Below are 16,949 nucleotides of genomic sequence, written 5' to 3'. Positions count from 1 at the left end.
GTCCTACTTTCGCGTTCGAGGCTGCCCGGAGAGAGCGCGCACATGATCTGCGGATATGGTTTGCGTGGCACCACTCAGCGACACCGCTGACGCTCCCGCTTCAAGGAATGCACTCGCGTTGTCAGCGTCCACCCCGCCCGTTGCCACGAAGCGCAGGTCCGGGAACGGGCCGAGCATCGCGCGAACCATCGATGGGCCGAGCACGCTTGCGGGGAAGAGTTTGAGCCAACGGTGTCCCGCAGCACGCGCAGCGGTGACATCTGACGGCGTCATCACGCCCGGAAGGTGCGGCATTCCCGCGCTGAGGCTTGCTTCGGCGACTTCTGGATCCCACCCTGGCGCCACAGTGAACGCGGCTCCGACCTCTCTCGCGAGGTCGACGGCATGCGCGTCCGTCACCGTGCCCGCACCGACCACCCGCCCACGGGCACGGCCCGCCTCCACGGTTCGAGCGAGCGTCACCGTCGCGGCCTCGCTCGACAGAGGGACCTCGACGAGTGCGAAACCTACGTCCCACGCTCGAGACGCAAGAGACACCGTGGTCTCGGAGTCATAGCCGCGCAGGATGGACATGACCCGCGATCGCGCGAACCAATCATCGAACAGTTGGTCGGCACGCTCGGCCGTTATCCCGGTCACTTCACTGCTCCCGCCGTCATGCCACTCACGATTCGCTTCTGCAAGAAGATGAAGATCAATGTGAGGGGCACCAGCGCATAAAGGGATGCTGCCATCAGATCGTTCCACTCGATTCGGTACTGGCCGATCAACTGGCCGATGCCCACGGGCACGGTCTTCTTGTCTTCGCTGGAGAACAGTTCTTCTGGAGGGTTCATGCGGTCGACCCCATCCATGCGACCGGCGCTAACACCACTAGCGAAGCGGACGCGAGCAACACATTTGCGGCGACATTGCTTCTACGGACTGCGTTCTTCGTCGTCACGATGAGGGCTTTCTAGTAGATCCCGCTCAGGACGAGACACGAGCCAGCGCCCCGATGGGCGAATCGGCGAATGCTTGAAGCGAGCGAAAGGTTCAGTCGATTCGGGCCTCGGTCACCGTTCTCGAGTACGCATATGAGGCCGCCAACCGCTTGTTTGTTATTGGGAATGGTTTTCCCCCGGTTATCTCTAGGGAGGCCCTGGCCTCTCGGCAGTTGGTGAGTCAGTCAAGGTGGAAGACTTCAGGGATCGTTTTCCACCACTCCCCCTCCACTCGATCATTGAGGGGCCTCTGGAGAGGTTCACAGACGGCCCACCATTCCTTCGTCGCCGAGTCAGCGGCGATGGCGGCCAGATCAGCCTCAAGATCTTCGCCGGTGTACTCCATGTACGAGAACAGCACATCACCGTGTCGGTATATCGAATAGTTGGTGATTTTACTGGCTCGCAGTCGTGCAAGCACTCCCGGCCAGACGTTTGCATGCAGCCGTTCGTAGGCTTCTGCATTTTCTGGCGGGAGTCCGATTACAGACGCTATGCGGTGAACCACGGGTTCGATCCTTCCAAGCTGGTCAGCGGTGCGCAGACAAAGACGTGTCGACGGCCACACGAATCCTGTCGGGATCAATCTGGTAGAAGCGCGCACAGGTGGCCCCCATGATTTCGTCGCGGTCCGCCGCATCGAGGTCTGAGAAGAGTGAGTTGAGTCCGTCCCATACCCGGTCATACCCACCCGCGGTGATCGAAATCGGCCAATCACTGCCGTACATCAACCTTTTCGGGCCGAACAATTGCAGAGCGTGCGCGAAGTAGGGCCGCACTTGATCTACGGTCCAAGATCCCTCGTTTGGTGTCGCACCGTAGAGCCCGCTCACCTTCGCATGCACTGAAGGATTCTTTGCGGCGTCAGCGAGAAGGCCCCACCAGGGATGGTCCGGCTCGAGGCCGATCGGGGGCTTCGAGAGGTGATCGATGACCATCCGAAGGCGCGGATGCCGTTCCGACAGAATCGGGATCAACTCCAGATGCCGGGGCAAAACGGAGACAACATCGAGGGCGAGGCCGGCCTCTTCGACGAGAGCCAACCCGGCGTCGACCTCAGGACGGAGGAGCCAGTCAGGATCAGCACGGTTGTGAATAAGGTTTCGCACCCCGACCGTGAGCGAACTCGACGTGAGCTGCGACAGTTGGCGCGCAACTTCATCGGGGTCGTCAAGTGGAACGTATGCCACGATCGCCGCAACTGTGCGATGCCTTGCCGCGGTGTCGAACATCACCTGCGTGTCTTCGATATTGTCCGCTGACTCGACCAGCACTGTCGCATGCACGCCGGTACGCACCAATGATGGAGCCAGTTCATCGAAGGTGACTGTGCGATCAATCGGCCCGAAATCCGGCCCCAACCAGTCGTAGTGAGCGCGTTCGAGGTCCCAGACGTGTTGGTGTGAGTCGATGACAGGACTGATCACACCCATGACGGTTGACTACTGCCACTCGTTTCGACCCAATAGCTCCCGGCAGGGAAGCTGAATTCTTGCAATGTCGAATCGAACATCTCGGCACTGTACCCAGGCTGGGACGGCAACACATATGCACCATTGCGGACCACGCACGGATCGACGAAATGCTCATGCAGGTGATCCACGAACTCGGTGACCCGTCCCTCGAGGCTGCCGGAAACGGCGACGTAATCGAAGATCGAAAGGTGCTGCACCAATTCGCAGAGGCCGACGCCGCCCGCGTGCGGGCACACCGGAACTCCGAACTTCTTGGCCATGAAATACACTGAGAGGATCTCGTTCACGCTCCCCAGCCTTGCCGAGTCGAGCTGACAGAAATCGATCGCCTCCGCTTGGAACATCTGCTTGAAGAGCACGCGGTTCATACCGTGCTCGCCAGAGGCGACGCCAATCGGTGCGACCGCCCGGCGCACCGCGGCATGACCAAGGACGTCGTCGGGGCTGGTTGGCTCCTCGATCCACAGCGGTTTGAAATCAGAGAGCGCTCTCACCCAATCGATGGCCTCCGGCACATCCCATACTTGGTTGGCATCGATCATGAGGGTGGCATCCCAGCCGATCACTTCGCGTGCAATGCTGCACCGACGGATGTCGTCGTCGAGGTTCGCGCCTACCTTGAGCTTGAGATGACGGTAGCCATCGGCCACAGCTTCAGAGAGCAGGCGGCGCAGCTTCTCGTCGCTGTAGCCGAGCCAGCCCGCACTGGTGGTGTAGCAGGGGTACCCAGACGCTTCGAGTTCGGTGATCCGCTCTCCGCGGGTAGGCGCGAGCTCACTGAGGAGGACGATGGCCTCGCTCCGGCTCAGGGCGTCCGACAGATACCGCATATCGGCCGCGTCGACGAGCTGCTCGGGCGTCATGTCGCATAGGAGTCGCCACAGGGGTTTCCCTGCCTGTCGAGCCGCAAGGTCCCACATGGCGTTCATCACAGCGGCCAGGGCGAGATGCACGACGCCCTTCTCCGGTCCGAGCCACCGCAACTGGGAATCCGATTGCAACTCGCGGTAGGTTCCGCCCAGGTCTGCGACCGCTAACTCGACATCCTTGCCGATGAGAGGAATTCCGCGCTGACGCGCCGCTTCGACGCACAGGTCATTTCCCCGTCCGATCGTGAAAGTGAACCCGTACCCTTTTAGCGCTGGATCATCGGTGTGAATAACGACGTAGGCGGCAGAGTAATCGCCGTCCTTATTCATCGCATCTGAGCCATCCATGCTCAGTGAAGTCGGAAAGCGCACATCGTGCGCGGTAACGGCGGTGATCGTCGTCATCAGGGCGTCCTCTCGGAGGGGTCGGTCGAAATCTCGGGGATCAGCCCCGCGTCTTGAAGTTCGCTCCACAGCGCGTCGGGCACCGGAGTTCGGTATCGCGCCAGGTTGCCGACCGCCTGTGCTGAGTCGCGGGCTCCCAACACCACCGACGCCACGGCGGGATGAAGGAGCGGATAGGCGATGGCGGCCACCGGCAGACTCACTCCGTGGGCTTCGCATATCGTCGCCAGAAGATCAGCCCGCACGATGGTTTCGGTCGGCGCATCCGCATAGTTGAACTTCGCATCAGGGACGGGACGATCACGACCGAGGATTCCGGAGTTGTACACCCCAGCGGCGACGATTCCCACGCCTCGGTCGAGTGCCAACGGGAGCAGATCGCCGAATGCCGCGTGCTCGAGAAGCGTCATCTGCCCTGCAATCATCACGAGATCGACGTCCGCACGTCGGATCAGCTCCGCTAACGGCGCCGCGTAGTTCATCCCGGCTCCGACCGCACTGACGACGCCCTGATCGCGCAGTTCGATGAGCGTGCTTATTCCCGAAGTAGCCGCCTGTTCCCAGTGGTCCTCGGGATCGTGCAGATACAGCACGTCGAAGCGATCCAACCCGGTGCGCAGCAGCGATTCCTCGATCGAGCGCAAAATCCCGTCGCGGCTGAAGTCGAAACGTCGCACCGTCGCCGCCGGAACGGCGAAACCTTGGGCATCGGCACGATCCGCGGTGTCGGGGCTCGGTTCCAGAATGCGTCCGACCTTCGACGAGACGATCACCTCGTCGCGTGGGTGTTGTCGCAACAAAGTGCCTAGTCGTTGCTCGGACAGTCCGAGTCCGTAGTGCGGGGCGGTGTCGAAGTAGCGGATGCCACCAGCCCATGACGATGCGAATGCGCCCTCCACTTGATCATCCGTTGTCTGTCGGTACAGGTTTCCGAATGTGGATGTGCCTAGGCCCATCTCGGTGAGGGCGACTGACCCGATAGTTCTACGCGCTCGCATGAATCACCGTCCGGACCGTATCCGCTCTGCCAACGCGTTCGTTCCCGTCGACGGCGACGCTCATGCCCGACAGGCCGTTGCCTGAGACCGTCACGCCGCCAGCACCGGCGATAATCATAAGGGCACGTCCCTGCGATGTCGTCACACGATCTGCTGCAAAGTCCTGCGTACTATCGGGCGCGCCGTTGTCGACGCCCAGAATCCGCGCACCCGATGCCGCGAAGACGAACTCTCGCTCTTCGTGGCGCACAGCGCGTCCGGCCGTATCGACCAACTGACTGATCACGTGGCACCCGTCAACGACCACGTCGATTGCCGTCGCTGTGCCTGCCGTGACCAACACGTCGCTGGCTTCTCGGCTGCGCGCCTCCAGCGTCCCCGCCTTGAAGGGCACAGCCCACTTGTAGATGCGGTCATCGAAGTCCGACAGGTGCTTTGCTCCCAACGACACATCGTTGAGGAACAGCTCGACCGTGGGACAGTTCGAATACACCTCGACGGCCATCATCTCGCCGTCGGAATGATTCCAGTGAGTGGTGACGTCATGCCAGAACCACAACTTCCGCTGCCATGCATCGGCGTCCGATTCCCCGATGAACCCTGTTGTCGGGTCATGCACATATGGCGAGCGCTTTAACGTCTGCGCCGTGAGATGCAGGTGCGGTTCGTTGCTCCACAGCGTCTTCATCATGTGGAACGCTGTCTTGCGGAAACCGGCACGATCAAGCAGCCCGGATCGAGTGGTCGTGATCGGCCACTGACCGTCGGACTCACCCAGGTAGTCGATGCCTGTCCACAGGAAGGTGCCGGCGACGAAGTCTCGCTCAATAACGGCCTTCCATTCGTGCCACTGCGGTAGATTCTCGGTGCCCATGAGGGGGAGGTTGGGAAAGTGTTCGTGACCATAGTCGTACATGACGCGCCGGTAGCTGAAGCCGATCACATCGAGGGCCTCAGCAAACCCCGCTTCGTAGCTGGCGGAGGGCAGGATGCAGTTCGCAACGACGGGACGCGTGGTGTCCAATTCTCTCGTCCACGCAGCTAGCGTGCGTGCGGTCTCGGCGATGTCGTGATCGCCGCGCGGAAGCGTGGTGAGCATGTCCTGGATTTGCGCACGAGAGTGCGGCGGTTGCTCCCAGAAGTAGTTCCCGGTCCAGTCCGCATCGAAGAACCCGGTCGCCTCGACGTTCCGCGGGTACGTCCACTCGATCTCGTTGCCGATGCTCCATTGGAAGATCGACGGATGGTTGCGGTGTGCCCGGATCACGGTCTTCAGATCGCGTTCGCCCCACTCCTGGAAGTGCTCGACGTACCCGCGGGTGATGGTATCAACGCTCTGCTCGTTGCCGTTCTTACGCTTGTCTTTCGGGTTGTCCCACTCGTCGAAGAACTCCTCCTGAACAAGAAAACCCATCTCGTCGCACAGGTCGAGGAACTCCTCCGCGCCCGGATTGTGAGAGATGCGCACGGCATTCGCACCGGCATCGCGCAGCGCGGCAAGGCGACGCCGCCAGACATCGCGAGGCACCGCCGCCCCCACGCATCCGGCATCGTGATGGAGACAGACCCCCTTGATGAGCATGCGCTCATCGTTGAGGAAGAAACCCTCGTCTGGGTCGAAACGAAGTGAACGGATGCCGAAGGACGTGGTCACTTCGTCGACGACTTCGCCGTTGAAGGACACGGTGCTCACCGCGCGGTACACGTGCGGCGTGGACGGCGACCACCGGTACGGACGCCGAACCGTCAGCGTCTGCACCGTTTGCGAAGTCGCGGACGTCGTTGACGTGGCAACATGGGCCCCCTCACCGTCGAAGACATCGGTCTTAACGAGCGCGCCGCTGGCGACGCCGACTATCTCGGTCTCGACCTGCACGATCGCGATGTCGGCCGAGACCTCCGGCGTGGAGACGAACGTGCCCCACACCGGGATGTGGATCGCACCGCCTCCCACGAGCTTCACGGGCCGATAGATTCCCGATCCGGTGTACCAGCGGCTGTCGGCATAGTGGGAATGGTCGACCCGGACAGCAAGGACGTTGCCGTGCGGGTGAAGCCGGCCGCCGACTTCGACGACAAAAGGTGAGTACCCGTAGGGATGCTCGGCCACTCGCTCGCCATTGAGGTAGACCGTCGCGTTGTTGTATACGCCGTCGAACACCAGCTGCGCAACCGTGGTATCGGGCGCCGAGAACGTCGTCCGATACCACCCGATGCCGCCTGGCAGGTAGCCCGTGGCGCCTTCTAGCTCGGAATCGAACGGCGCCTCCACGCTCCAGTCGTGCGGGACCGTTACAGCCCGCCACTCACCATCGTCGAACGCGGGCATGGCAGCCCCGGACGGGTCGCCCCTCCGAAAGCGCCACTCGGCAAGGTTCATCTCACTTCTCACTGTGCTTCACAACCTGTCGTCTTTTCAAAGATCGCGCGACGCGATCTACCTGCCGCCGATGCCGGTCATCGAGATTCCACGCACGAGGAACTTCTGAAGACCGATCGCGAGGGCGGCTGTTGGGAGCATCGAAATAGCCGAGGCCGCCATAATGAGCTGCCATTGAGCGCCGCCCTGCCCGAGGAAGTAGTTCAGCCCCAGTGGGACGGTTGCCTTGTCGGGACCGTTCACGATGATCAATGGCCACAGGAAGCTGTTCCAATAGTTAATGAAGGTGAAAGCGACCAGAACTGCCAACGTGGGCTTCACGATGGGCGCCATGATCTGGAACAGAATACGAAGGTGATTCGCGCCGTCGATCTTCGCCGCGTCCTCGAGCTCGGTCGGCACGGACAGGAGCGCCTGTCGAAGGAGGAACGTTCCGAAGGCCCCGAACGCCCACGGCACGATTAGCGCCTGGTAAGAGTTCACCCAGCCGAACTGCTGCATGAACAGAAACATCGGCACCACCACGACCTCCCCGGGCACCATCAACGTCGCGAGGAACACGAAGAACAGCTTGTCTCGACCCCGGAACCGCAGACGCGAGAACGCGTAAGCCGCCAAAAGCGACACCAGCACGACTAGCATCGTCCCCAGGAGTGACACCAGGAGGCCGTTCAGCATGAACTGCCCGAACGGCACATAGGTCCAGACATCGGCGTAGTTCGAGAACTTCACTTCTGAACCGATTAACTGCGGCGGCGAGGCGAAAACGTCCGACGCGGGCTTCAGCGACGTTGCCACCATCCACACGAGCGGAAAGGCGAAGACGATGGCGACCACGACGAGGAGGACCCGTGAGAGGACCGCCGGCCACTTCTTCTTGCTCCCGGGCGCATACTCGCTGCTCCCGCGCGTTCCCGGCGCGACGAGAGCGCGCGTTGCCATCGTTGTCTCATTCATAGTGCACCAGCTTCTTCTGGAAGGCGAAGACAATTCCGCTCACGACCAGGATCAGCGCGAACAACACCATTCCGATCGCAGAGGCGTATCCGAGATCTTGGAACTGAAATCCTTCGTCGTACATCTTCATCGCTAGCGTTGTCGTCGCGTTGTTCGGCCCGCCTCCTGTGAGGACGTAGGGCTGAGCGAAGACCTGGAAGGATCCGATCAACGTCATCGTCGTCGCGAAGAAAATCGCCGGCGAGATCTGCGGCACTCGGACGCTGAAGAAGATCCGAGCTTTTCCTGCTCCGTCCAGGGCCGCAGCCTCCAAAAGACTCTCCGGGACTCCGTTAAGCGCACTTGTGAAGATCATGAGGTTGTAGCCGAATCCCTGCCAAAGGGACATGATGATCACGGATGCCATTGCCCACTGCGGGTCGCCCAAGAAATTCGGCGCGGCTACGCCGAATTGCTCGCGCCAGATAGAGTCGATCAGCCCGTTCGGAATGAGCATGAGCTGCCACACCGCAGCATTCGCTACCATCGGTGTCACAACGGGGATGAAGAACAGAACACGGAACCCATTGCCGAACTTCATTTTCGGCGAGATCCACGTTGCGAGTCCCAGTGACAGCGCGAGATTGAGCGGCGTCAAGACAAGAACGAACACCAGGGTGTTGCGAAGGGCTTGCACGAAGCCCGGATCGTTCGAGAAAAGGCGGATGAAGTTGTCGAGCCCGACGAATTCCGGGCTGCCCAGCAGCGGCCACGCCATGAACGCCAGCGCCAGCGCGGCCACGATCGGCAACAGTGTGAAGATGCCGAAACCTCCCAGCATCGGCGCGAGAAAGCCGGTTGCGGCAAGTCCATCACCCCGCTTTCGCCGAGTTGCATGGTGGGGGCGCGGCACGTTTAGCCGCGTGCCTCTCGGATTAGTATCGAGGAGTGTCATGTGTTCTTCCTTCTCGGACGCGTCGTTCTGGGGGGCCGACTCACCGGCCCCCAAACGGTAACTAGCCGGCGACTCTGCTCTGGAAGTCCATGAGGAACTTTTCCGCCGTCGAGTCACCATTGAGCACACCGACGATCCCCTGCTGCCAGAGGATCGCGTCCTGTACCCACGTGGGGGTAGCCCGATAGCCGGTGGCGACGGTGAGAGAGTCTTCCATCGTCTTCTCGGCACCAGGGACGGCGTTCTCATACCACGCGTTCTGCTCCGCGGTGCGCGCGGGGAACGCACGCCCCTCCTCAGCGAGGTGATTGAGCGCGTCGGGACCGGTGATCGACGCGAGCGCTTTCATCGCCGCATCGGGGTTGCTGCATGTCTTCGGAATTGCGAAGCCCGATCCGCCGACGACAGTACCTCCGCCTGCGGGTCCGACGGGCATGGTCACGGTGCCGAGATCGAAGTTGGCGTTCTCTTTCAGGTTCACCATGGCCCACGGTCCGTCTACATACATCGCCGCGTTACCCGCAAGGAAGGCCTGCTGCTCTAGATCCTGCGTGGAGGAGCTGACTGGCGACGCGATCTTGTCTTCTGAAACCAACCCCGCGTACCAGCTGAGTGCGTCTTCCACCGCAGGTGTGGCAGCTTCGAGTTGGTACTCCTCGTTGACCAGCAGTCCCCCCGTCAAGGTGGGCAACCAGGCGTTGAAACGCTCGGGGTTTTGCGAAACCGAGAAACCCCACGTTCCGTCACCGGTGACGGCTTTGCCCGCCTTAACAAAGTCCTCCACCGTCCAGCCGTCTTCCGGCTCGGCCACACCGTGTTCCTTCAAGAGGTCCTTGTTGTAGTACATGATGTATGGTCCGAGGTCATACGGCAGCGCGTACAGCGTGTCATCGACCTTCATCGCGTCCAGGATGCTGGGTTCGAAGTCGGACAGGTCGACGCCCGCCTTCTGCAACATCTCATCGGTGATTGGTGTGAGGCTGTCGGCGAACGGAGCAAGACGAGCCATCTGGAAGAAGGCAACACACGGTGCCTCGTTCCCCCGGATCACGGTGGGTAGCTTGGTCCAGTAGTCGGGCCACGCTGCCGTCGTCAGGTTGACGGTGATGTCAGGATTCTCTTCATGGGCGATGTCAGCGATGTGATTCCATACCGCTTTCTCCTGCTCAGACCCCGCAGTCGTAAACCAGTCGACGCTGCCGTCGGCCGAGTTGCTGACGTCTTCGCTCCCGCTTCCCGAACATGCGGCAAGTCCAAGCGATGAAATCGCAAGAATGGTTATTGCAAAACCGGTTTTTCTCAAAATACGCTCTTCCTTGAGGTTGGCAGTCACGGATGGGCCCGTCCCTACGGTGGAGCGAGGCTAGGGACCGCGCGGATGATGTGGTGTTGAACACCACCGTACATATTCATCAGCTGAATTGTCTAGTTGCAGGCGAGGAACGAACGATTGCCCACTAGTTTTCAGGGATTTTCGTATGATCTATGTGGGTTCAGTCCTCGATAGCGAGGATCTCGTGCGTCTCGATCTTTGGTAGATCGATCCGGATACGATCGCCAGGTCGCATCCAGAACAAGTCGGTGCGCAGCGGCGCCCCGAAGAGAAAAGCTGACGTCGTCTCGCGCGATCACGGTGTCGTAATAGTAGAGCTTGCCCTCGGCGGTTCTATGCTCCGTGATGTCCGTCAACCACAGCTCGTTCGCAGTCTCGGCGGCGAACACGTGCCGTTTCCGGCCGTGCTCATCGACGACCGCGCAAAGATCGTCGTGCACCGGAGGACCGGGCCGGCGGTGCTTGCCGCGCTTGGGTTTCCCGAACGCGCTGAACCAGCCGTTGCTGGACGCGATCCGACATCGTCTCACCGGCATCGCGGGCTTCGTCGGCGAGCAGGCGATGTCCGAACTCAGGGTCGTCCCGGTGCGCGTCGAACAGCGCGTTCGCACGATACGCCTCCACCACCTCACCCGGCGTGATGGTGGTCGCCAGCCAGCGGTAGTAGGGCTGGCGGGAGAGCTTGAGCACCCGACACGTCACCGTCACAGGGATCCCTGCTTCGGCGAGCTCCGTTACGAGCGGGTAGAGCCTTCTCCCGGCAGGTTCGCCTGCGACGGATACGCCGCCGCCCGCCGGAGCACCTCGTTCTCCTGCTCCAGCAGCCGGATCCGCTTCCGCAGCTCACGGATCTCGGTAGCCTCGGTCCGGGTCTGGCCGGGCTTCGCGCCCTCGTCGACGTCGGCGCGGCGCAGCCATTTCTGCAGCGCCATCGGGTGGACACCGAAGTCTTTCGCGATCGGCTCGATGGGCGCGCCGGGCTCGCGGTTCCTCGCGACGCGCACGACGTCGTCACGGAACTCGCTCCGGTAGGGCTTGGGCACAGCAACATCCTTCCAGGCCGCCCTCCCGGGCAAGCCCGATCAGATGTCACCTATTCGTGCAGCAGTCCCGAGCCCTAAACGATTGTGGTTGCTTTGCTCGACTACACACTCCGGAACGATCTCACGAGCAAGCGCGTGCGACTGCGCCAGCCAGCGGCTGACCAGCTCTTGCGCTCGGTCTCGCTGCGATTCGATGTCGAACGGATCGCTACCACCCTCGTGGAGAGCGCGAGGCACACCGCGCTAAGTAAATTCACCGTCTAGGTTGGTCATCGGCATGTAATACCAGATGCCATCCGGACGATAGCGCTCGAGGATCTCCCTCGAGTGGTCCAGCATCAACGTCACGAATCCTTCGTTTCCAAGACACAACGCGGTCCACGCCGGCGTTTCGTCAGACCGCGGCAGGTAGGAGCGACGATCCTTTGTGGTGTACAGCCACTCGGGGTGGTTTTCCGCAAGATGGTTGTCCCACGTCGTGCAGTAGTGAACGTAGGTTCGAATGCCTCGAGCACGGCATGCATCAATCTGTTCGCCAGGGAGGTCTCGCCCGGCGCCGAGCCGGGATGTACCGGACCGAGATCCGAGAGTAGTAGAAGTATCCGTGCATGTCCTTCGCGAACAAGACGATCGAGTCCACCGCTGCGCCGACGAGCGTATTGGCGCATGCCACTGCGTCGAAGTCGCTGCAGATCGCCCCCACATACGCACTGTTATGGAGGTCGAGGTGAATCTTCCTTTGTCCTGGGTGGAGCCGCACGCAGATCAGGGTGCGCCCAGACTCCTAACTTCTTCGAGAGGTCCGCGGTGGGGAAGTGTCGTTCCGCATCACTACATCGAAAGGCTAGCGTCGAGCAAAGCCATGCACAAACGTTTGATCAGAGATCAACATGAGGCTACCTAGACAGGCAGACCCACGGGAGAGGATGGATAGATCAGATCTATAATCCGCTTCTGGGCCCGTATCAGCTAGACTATCGGTTGAGACATCTGTAACATATGACCAATGAGCGAAGAATTCTCGCCGGACAGTGATCGGCCCGACGCATCATCCCGCCGCCCGAACATCGTCCTCGTGCTGACCGACGACCATGCCGCACATGCGATCGGCGCGTATGGCTCTGTCGTCAATCGGACTCCCCGGATCGACGAAATCGCGGACCGCGGGTGGCGATTCGATAATTGCTTCGCCACCAATTCGCTCTGCTCTCCCAGCAGAGCATCGATTCTCACCGGAACGCACAGTCATGTTAACGGCGTCAAGACGCTGTCCATGGACATTGATGCGTACCAGCCGACGTTCATCACGCAGCTTGGCAAGGTCGGCTATCGGACAGCAATGATCGGCAAGTGGCACCTGGGGCAGGGACAGGGCCATAACCCCGAAGGATTCGACTACTGGGATGTGCTGATTAGTCAGGGCGAGTACCACGACCCGCAGTTCCTGTCGAAAGACGGGGTGCGAATTGTCCCTGGCTACGCGACCGACATCATCACCGATCTCGCGATCAATTGGGTGGAGAGCCTAGAAGGTGACGAGCCTTGGTGCATGCTCGTCTACCACAAAGCCCCCCACCGCCCGTGGGAACCGGATGCAGCCCATGCCGAAATGTACTCTGACCCGATCCCGGTACCCGCGACCTTCACCGACGACTATAAGACACGCACCTCCTCGGCACGGCGCAGCACCTTGCGCGTCGCCGACCATCTCGATTTCGGCGACCTGAAGCAGGATCCGCCTCCTGGGCTCGACTATGAGCAGGAGGCGCTATGGAAGTACCAGCGTTATATGGAGGACTACCTGCGGTGCGTCGCATCCGTCGATGACAACGTCGGCCGCCTCACCGACTGGCTCGATGCGCGCGGCGAGTTCGACGACACCGTCATGATGTACTCCTCCGATCAGGGCTTCTTTCTCGGCGACCATGGCTGGTTCGACAAGCGTTTCATGTACGAGGAATCGATCCGGATGCCGTTGGTCATGAGCTATCCGCGTGCGCTCGCATCTGGTCGAGTCCACGACGGAATCATCACCAACGTCGACTTCGCCCGCAGCATCTTGGACGCCGCCCAGGCGTCACCCCACCCGCGCATGCAGGGGCGCAGTTTCTGGCCGGACATCGTGATCGACAGTACCGACGCTCCCGATCCCGAACCCCCCGCCGCCGGTTTTTATTACCGGTACTGGGAACACGAGGGTGGGCACAATGTCCCCGGCCACTACGGCTACCGCGATCAGCGCTACAAGATCATCTATTTCTACAACGACGGCATGTGCCTGCCCGGAACGGGCCAGTTCTACTACTCGGGCGAATGGGAACTCTACGACCTGCAGCAGGACCCCGATGAACTTCGCAACGTTTTCTACGACTCGGCATATCGAGAAGTCCGCGACCGACTGATCACCGATCTTGCGAATGCGCAGCGTGCGGTTGGAGACTCACCCCACCCCAATCAGAAAGTAGTCCCCGTGCCCCCGACCGATTCTGAGAGTTCCTGATGACCACTGACGCGACCCCATACTTCGACACCGCCGCCCACCGCGACTACCTCGCGCTGATCGACGCGGTGATCCGCAATGGTCCGTACGATGCCGAATGGTCGAGTCTGCAAAAGGTCGACGTTCCGCGCTGGTATCGCGAAGGCAAGTTCGGCATCTTCATCCATTGGGGCGTGTTCTCGGTTCCCGCTCATCGCGACGAGACCGCCGGTGAAGGTGCGGGTGGGGATTGGTATGGCCGCGAGATGTACCAGTCCAGAAGCGAGACGTTCCGTCACCACTGCGCCACCTACGGCCCACAATCCGACTTCGGCTACAAGGACCTCGTCCCTGCATTGCGCGGCGAGAACTTCGACCCGAACGAGTGGGCCACTCTGTTTCGGCGGGCCGGTGCGCGCTTCGTCGTCCCCGTCGCCGAACACCACGACGGGTTCGCGATGTACAAGAGCGAGTTCACGCCGTGGAACGCGGCCGCCATGGGTCCACAGCGCGACGTACTGGGCGAACTTCGCACCGCAGTCACGACGCAGTCGATGACATTCGGTGCCTCCTCGCACCGCGCGGAGAACTGGTGGTTCTTCAACGGCGGCGCCCACGGCGACTCCGACGTCCTCGATGTCGGCCTCTCACGCGCCCTCTACGGCCCCGCCGCACCCGAGACGCTCCAGCCAGACAAGCCATTTCTCGAGGACTGGTTGGTACGTACCGCCGAGATCATAGACCGCTATCAGCCATCCTTGCTCTGGTTCGACTGGTGGATCGAGCAGCCCGCTTTCGAGCCATACCTGCGCCGACTGGCGGCATTCTATTACAACCGCGGGGTGGAATGGGATCGGGAAGTGGCCATCAACTACAAGTTCAATGCGTTCGCTCCCGGCACCGCGGTGCTCGATATCGAACGAGGACAGGTTGCCCAAGCACATCCCGAGTTCTGGCAGAACGACACCTCGCTATCGAAGAACTCCTGGTCGCACATCAATGACCATAAGTACAAGACCGTCGACGACATCCTCGGCGACCTGATCGACATCGTCAGCAAGAACGGTGCGCTGCTCCTCAACGTGGGACCGACGTCCGATGGCCGGATTCCAGACGAGGAAGCCGCCATGCTCCTCGAAATAGGTAACTGGCTCGATGCCAACGGCGAAGCGATCTACGGCACCGAACCATGGGACATTTACGGCGAGGGACCTACTCGAATCACCCCCGGCACGTTCAATGACGTGGCACGGACCCCGTTTACGCGCGACGACATCCGGTTCAGCACCGCCCGCGGCGACCTCTACGCTGCCGTGCTCGGCGGCGAGTCCGGCGATGCAGTCGTGATCCGTACTCTCGGTTCCGCGTCACCGTTCGGAGGCTCGATCTCCCGTGTGCAGCTCCTTGCCGACGGCACCGACCTCGAGTGGGCGCAGGGTCCCGACGGCCTCACAGTCGAGCTTCCTGGAGATTCCGGACGGATGCCTGTCCTCCGCATCCGATTCGTCCCGCCCACGGTCGACGCACCGCGTATCCCGCCACTCGTGCAAGCCCACTGACCTCATCTCCCGGATAGGGACTGCTGACGGTTTGGCTGACTCCAACGGGACGGGACAGCCCGTGATTGCCAGCCTTCTGCCACAGGCTTGTCTCGTTGGCGATGATCTGCACATTGCCGTAGACGCGATCGTCGGCAGCAATGTCGCATTCATAGCTGAATCGCCAGTTGTCTACCATCTTCTCTGTACGTCGCATCGACATGGGCGTGTCTCTCTTGTAGGGACGAGATCGTGGGGGTGGTGCGTTCTCAGCGAGTCGTTGGCGCGAGCAACGGTGAGACGATCTCGTTCGTGGGACGTTGCTCGAGGAAGCCCTCGACCTCGAGCAGATGGCTCGCCATCCGAACGCGAGCTATGTCCGGATCACGACGGCGCAACGCCTCGAGAATGGCCAAGTGTTCGGTATGCGTGCGCGCTTCAGCATCGTCGTCGGCGATCGCGCGCCACAGCCGAGCACGGACAGTACGCCCGGCAAGCGCATCTATCAATCCTTCCAGTACCGGGTTCTCGGACGCCTGCGCAATGATCCGATGAAACGCGATATCTGCGTCCATGATCTGTTCGTGATCCGGTGCGTCTGCTGAGAGAAACTCCCCCATTCTCTCGATGATTTCGGAAGCGTGCGCGAGCTGACTGTCCGAGATGCGTAAGCATGCCTGTGCAACCGCCTCGCATTCGAGCACCCGTCGCACTGCCTGGATGTGCCCCGATCCCCGACCGCCCTGCATCTCGACAAGAAAGCTCATCGGCTCCATAAGCAGTCCGGGATCCAGCGAGGTGACGTATGTGCCATCCCCCTGACGTGTCGTCAAGATGCCCATGGTGCATAGCGCTCGGACACCCTCGCGGAGCGGCCCCCTGGACACAGAAAGGCGTGCAGCCAGGTCGCGTTCGATGGGTAACCGTGAACCGGCGTTCAGTTCGCCCGTCAAGATCATGGTCTTGATTCCTTCGACCACGACATCGGTCTGAGATACCGTCGACTCTCGGACACGCTCTGAAACCCCGTTATTCATCTGACCATTGTAGCGAGGTTACTCACCCCATCCGCTGGTCATCATTGGGCTGCACCGACTTTGGCGTTGGCTACTGGTTCGTATCGGCTGGACTCGCGGGGAGTGCGACCGTGTAACACTGTGAAGTGCTGCTGACCGACTGTGACGAAAAGGACTCTCAGCCAATTTCAATTCATGTTCGGACGTCGGATCGCTCGCTTAAAACACTGAGCGAGTGAGCGAACGAATGCCGACCCGCGTGATGCGGTATGACTCCAACACCTCCGGACCGTACGCGTGATTGCCGACGACACGTCGTGCACACCGTCGATGGTCAGGATAAAGTGCTCATCGTCAACGGGCGTTTCTCCTAATTCCTTGCGGATGTTCGCGGGTGATTCTTGAGTGACTCGAGATGAGGTGGTGACGGATGCTCAGTGGGATCGGATTCGGCCGCTGCTATCCTCGTTGCGGGGCGTCGGGGCCGGCCGTTTCGTGACGACCGACGGGTGATCGAGGGCATCATCTGGCGGTATCGG

15 protein-coding genes are annotated in these 16,949 nt (G+C 61.1%); 2 read left to right on the top strand and 13 right to left on the bottom strand.

The features are described from left to right. Window positions 1-3: 3 nt before the first annotated feature. The 12 genes from GLO27_RS19410 to GLO27_RS19655 all read right to left on the bottom strand — a co-directional run bounded on the left by GLO27_RS19410 (window position 4) and on the right by GLO27_RS19655 (window position 11,377). On the bottom strand, window positions 4-639 hold the full coding sequence (locus GLO27_RS19410; RefSeq protein ID WP_081811623.1) for a bifunctional 4-hydroxy-2-oxoglutarate aldolase/2-dehydro-3-deoxy-phosphogluconate aldolase: 636 nt from the start codon (window positions 637-639) through the stop codon (window positions 4-6). Further along, on the bottom strand, window positions 636-854 hold the full coding sequence (locus tag GLO27_RS19405; RefSeq protein WP_243844960.1) for a hypothetical protein: 219 nt from the start codon (window positions 852-854) through the stop codon (window positions 636-638). The genes GLO27_RS19410 and GLO27_RS19405 overlap by 4 nt, the downstream gene beginning before the upstream one ends. Window positions 855-1,164: 310 nt before the next feature. Further along, the gene (locus tag GLO27_RS20195) at window positions 1,165-1,491 is read right to left on the bottom strand and encodes an L-rhamnose mutarotase (RefSeq protein WP_347878418.1); all 327 of its coding nucleotides are present in this window, start codon (window positions 1,489-1,491) and stop codon (window positions 1,165-1,167) included. Window positions 1,492-1,513: 22 nt separating this feature from the next. Further along, on the bottom strand, window positions 1,514-2,416 hold the full coding sequence (locus tag GLO27_RS19395; protein WP_167256602.1) for an amidohydrolase family protein: 903 nt from the start codon (window positions 2,414-2,416) through the stop codon (window positions 1,514-1,516). Next, on the bottom strand, window positions 2,407-3,732 hold the full coding sequence (locus tag GLO27_RS19390; protein WP_167256600.1) for an L-fuconate dehydratase: 1,326 nt from the start codon (window positions 3,730-3,732) through the stop codon (window positions 2,407-2,409). The genes GLO27_RS19395 and GLO27_RS19390 overlap by 10 nt, the downstream gene beginning before the upstream one ends. Next, a complete protein-coding gene (locus tag GLO27_RS19385) occupies window positions 3,732-4,688 on the bottom strand; it encodes an aldo/keto reductase (RefSeq protein ID WP_347878417.1) in 957 nt (318 codons plus the stop codon). Before GLO27_RS19385 ends, GLO27_RS19390 begins: the two co-directional genes overlap by 1 nt. A gap of 28 nt (window positions 4,689-4,716) precedes the next feature. Then, window positions 4,717-7,110 carry a glycoside hydrolase family 2 TIM barrel-domain containing protein gene (locus GLO27_RS19380; RefSeq protein WP_167256596.1) on the bottom strand — a complete coding sequence of 798 codons (2,394 nt, stop codon included), beginning with the start codon at window positions 7,108-7,110 and terminating at the stop codon, window positions 4,717-4,719. A gap of 57 nt (window positions 7,111-7,167) precedes the next feature. Then, entirely contained in the window at window positions 7,168-8,052 is an 885-nt protein-coding gene (locus tag GLO27_RS19375; protein ID WP_167256594.1) for a carbohydrate ABC transporter permease, read from the bottom strand. A 7-nt stretch (window positions 8,053-8,059) separates the two neighbouring features. Beyond that, window positions 8,060-9,001 carry a sugar ABC transporter permease gene (locus GLO27_RS19370; RefSeq protein ID WP_167256592.1) on the bottom strand — a complete coding sequence of 314 codons (942 nt, stop codon included), beginning with the start codon at window positions 8,999-9,001 and terminating at the stop codon, window positions 8,060-8,062. A 61-nt stretch (window positions 9,002-9,062) separates the two neighbouring features. Next, the gene (locus GLO27_RS19365) at window positions 9,063-10,334 is read right to left on the bottom strand and encodes a sugar ABC transporter substrate-binding protein (protein WP_167256590.1); all 1,272 of its coding nucleotides are present in this window, start codon (window positions 10,332-10,334) and stop codon (window positions 9,063-9,065) included. Window positions 10,335-10,742: 408 nt separating this feature from the next. Next, window positions 10,743-11,024: a hypothetical protein gene (locus tag GLO27_RS19660; RefSeq protein WP_208323995.1), complete on the bottom strand. Its 282-nt coding sequence runs from the start codon at window positions 11,022-11,024 to the stop codon at window positions 10,743-10,745. 44 nt (window positions 11,025-11,068) lie between these two features. After that, window positions 11,069-11,377, bottom strand: a complete 309-nt coding sequence (locus GLO27_RS19655; protein ID WP_208323994.1) for a transposase — start codon at window positions 11,375-11,377, stop codon at window positions 11,069-11,071. 1,006 nt (window positions 11,378-12,383) lie between these two features. Here GLO27_RS19655 and GLO27_RS19345 point away from each other — a divergent pair. Both GLO27_RS19345 and GLO27_RS19340 read left to right on the top strand, forming a co-directional pair. Continuing rightward, window positions 12,384-13,877, top strand: coding sequence for a sulfatase (locus GLO27_RS19345; RefSeq protein WP_167256586.1), 1,494 nt, complete (start codon window positions 12,384-12,386; stop codon window positions 13,875-13,877). Then, window positions 13,877-15,415 (top strand): alpha-L-fucosidase, encoded by a 1,539-nt coding sequence (locus GLO27_RS19340; protein WP_167256584.1) that lies wholly within the window; start codon window positions 13,877-13,879, stop codon window positions 15,413-15,415. Before GLO27_RS19345 ends, GLO27_RS19340 begins: the two co-directional genes overlap by 1 nt. A gap of 248 nt (window positions 15,416-15,663) precedes the next feature. Here the strand turns inward: GLO27_RS19340 and GLO27_RS19335 are convergent, their stop codons facing one another. After that, window positions 15,664-16,431 (bottom strand): FadR/GntR family transcriptional regulator, encoded by a 768-nt coding sequence (locus GLO27_RS19335; RefSeq protein ID WP_167256582.1) that lies wholly within the window; start codon window positions 16,429-16,431, stop codon window positions 15,664-15,666. Between the last annotated feature and the right edge of the window lie 518 nt (window positions 16,432-16,949).

The organism is Microbacterium sp. Be9, from assembly GCF_011754135.1.
GTDB classification, from domain to species: Bacteria; Actinomycetota; Actinomycetes; order Actinomycetales; family Microbacteriaceae; genus Microbacterium; species Microbacterium maritypicum_A.
The sequence above is the reverse complement of the archived record's forward strand: the minus strand, read 5'-3'. Positions and strand labels throughout refer to the sequence as shown.

Bases quoted from the DNA above. Each gene is read 5' to 3' on its own strand.
- GLO27_RS19345 (WP_167256586.1), top strand. From the start codon at position 12,384: ATGAGCGAAGAATTCTCGCCGGACAGTGATCGGCCCGACGCATCATCC.
- GLO27_RS19405 (WP_243844960.1), bottom strand. From the start codon at position 854: ATGGATGGGGTCGACCGCATGAACCCTCCAGAAGAACTGTTCTCCAGC.
- GLO27_RS19390 (WP_167256600.1), bottom strand. From the start codon at position 3,732: ATGACGACGATCACCGCCGTTACCGCGCACGATGTGCGCTTTCCGACT.
- GLO27_RS19335 (WP_167256582.1), bottom strand. From the start codon at position 16,431: ATGAATAACGGGGTTTCAGAGCGTGTCCGAGAGTCGACGGTATCTCAG.
- GLO27_RS19340 (WP_167256584.1), top strand. From the start codon at position 13,877: ATGACCACTGACGCGACCCCATACTTCGACACCGCCGCCCACCGCGAC.
- GLO27_RS19380 (WP_167256596.1), bottom strand. From the start codon at position 7,110: ATGAACCTTGCCGAGTGGCGCTTTCGGAGGGGCGACCCGTCCGGGGCT.
- GLO27_RS19395 (WP_167256602.1), bottom strand. From the start codon at position 2,416: ATGGGTGTGATCAGTCCTGTCATCGACTCACACCAACACGTCTGGGAC.
- GLO27_RS19370 (WP_167256592.1), bottom strand. From the start codon at position 9,001: ATGACACTCCTCGATACTAATCCGAGAGGCACGCGGCTAAACGTGCCG.
- GLO27_RS19375 (WP_167256594.1), bottom strand. From the start codon at position 8,052: ATGGCAACGCGCGCTCTCGTCGCGCCGGGAACGCGCGGGAGCAGCGAG.
- GLO27_RS19385 (WP_347878417.1), bottom strand. From the start codon at position 4,688: ATGGGCCTAGGCACATCCACATTCGGAAACCTGTACCGACAGACAACG.